Below are 2,028 nucleotides of genomic sequence, written 5' to 3' on the forward strand. Positions count from 1 at the left end.
AGGCACGCATCCCATTTGGCCACCCCGCGCATTTTGATTTGGCCAGCGCGCGCATGAATACTTGGCCACCTCACGCACTTGTTATTTGGCCACTTTTTCTTCTTGATGCGTATATAAGTTTGAGTTAAGCAAGAGAATATTCTTCAATACTATAATGCACCTAATTTAAAAAGAAGGTGTGTGAGAAATGAGGAAAATATCTATGAGTAAAATTAAAGAGGTGTTGCGATTAAAATATCGTAATCAACTATCAAACAGACAGATACAGACCATGACAGGAGTATCTCGTAACAGTGTCGCCAATTATACAAAGAGCTATATAGCACTTAATGCACCCCTCGATGAAGTTTTATCCTTAAGTGATAAAGAACTCTCCGAACTTTTTGTCTCGAGTAAACCTAAAAAACACCCTGCAGATCGTCTGGAAACTATCCACCCAGATTGGAATGAAGTCAAACAGGAGCTCTCAAAGAAAGGGATGACGAAACTACTGCTATGGCAGGAGTATAAAGAGAAAAATCCTAATCTTTACAGCTACTCTCAGTTTAACCGTTACTACGCGAAATATGTTAAAAAACTCAACCCATCTATGCGACAGATACACTACAATGGAGATAAACTCTTTGTAGATTACAGCGGGCTTACTATCCCTATTGTCAATCAAGTGACAGGCGAGATCTCAAAAGCCCAAATTTTTGTCTGTGTCCTTGGTGCAAGTGGATACACCTTTGTGCATGCCACTCCTACACAATCAACCAAGCACTTTATAGAGTCACATGTGCAAGCCTTTCATTTTTATGGAGGTGTGCCAAACATATTAGTGCCTGATAATCTAAAAGCAGCAGTGATCTCAAATAAAAAAGGTGTGGTAAAACTCAATGAGAGCTATGCAGATATGGCAAGATACTACAATGTTGCCATAGAGCCTGCACGCCCATATAAACCACAAGATAAATCCAAAGTAGAACTTGGAGTAAAAGCGATACAGCGATGGATTCTGATGAAACTGCGTCACCATACATTTTTCAGTGTTGATGAGCTAAATCAACAGATCAATCTGCTGCTTGATGGATATAACAATAAGATAGTTCGCCGTCTTAAAAAAAGCAGAACAGAGCTCTTTGCATTGCTTGATAAGCCATATCTGCACCCACTTCGCAGTAATCAATACATTTTTAAAGAGTTTGAACGCGCTACGGTAGATGTTACCTATCATGTAGAGTTAGAGGGAAGCGGATACTCTGTTCCATACATTCATATAGGCAAAAAAGTAGATATAACCTATACAAGTACATCTGTGATAATTTCACTAGCTGGAGAGATAATCGCACACCATCCAAAAATGTCACAGCGTTATCATGACTCAACGATACTCTCACATCTACCAGATGAGTATCAGCGTCAATATGAAAAATGGAATCCAAGAAGAATCCTCAATTGGGCAAACTCTATCGGCATCTATACAACTGCACTTATGGAATCCATCATGAATAAACGAGAACATCCTGCAAAAGCCTATAGAGCCTGCATTGCAATTTTAAGCTTTTCAAAAACATATGGAAACCATGCTTTGGAGGGTGTTGCCACAGTAGCTTTGGATGTTAACAACTACAAGGTGGCATTTATAGAGTCAATGCTAAAAACAAAAAGCTATTTACTGCATAATCAATCAACTGCAAGTGCAAACAACACCTATATGAATCAACATGAAAATATCAGAGGCAGTGCTTATTATGCACAACAACTGAGTAAAAACAGTGAGGTGGTAGAGTCATGATAACACTCCCTACAGTATTAGAACAGGCAACAGCACTTTCTCTCTCAGGGTTTAAATATGCACTGCAACTGCAAAGTGAAGATGCAAACTACACATCACTCTCTTTCGAAGAGAGGCTCTATCATCTCTTTGAAGCAGAGATAAATCAGCGAAAAGACAAACGCATCGCAAGGATGCTCACCCAAGCAAAACTCAAAGATAAAAATGCTTCCCTTGAAGCGATAGACTATACTGCAAAAAGAAAACTTGAT

2 protein-coding genes are annotated in these 2,028 nt (G+C 39.2%); both read left to right on the forward strand.

Annotated elements, in window-relative coordinates; all coding sequences use genetic code 11:
- Window positions 1-202: 202 nt before the first annotated feature.
- Window positions 203-1,777 carry an IS21 family transposase gene (gene istA, locus ES948_RS10745; RefSeq protein WP_188109521.1) on the forward strand — a complete coding sequence of 525 codons (1,575 nt, stop codon included), beginning with the start codon at window positions 203-205 and terminating at the stop codon, window positions 1,775-1,777.
- On the forward strand, window positions 1,774-2,028 hold a 255-nt coding region (locus tag ES948_RS10750; RefSeq protein WP_188109522.1), incomplete at its 3' end, for an ATP-binding protein. The genes istA and ES948_RS10750, both read left to right, overlap by 4 nt.

Source organism: Sulfurimonas indica, assembly GCF_009192995.1.
Lineage (GTDB): Bacteria > Campylobacterota > Campylobacteria > Campylobacterales > Sulfurimonadaceae > Sulfurimonas > Sulfurimonas indica.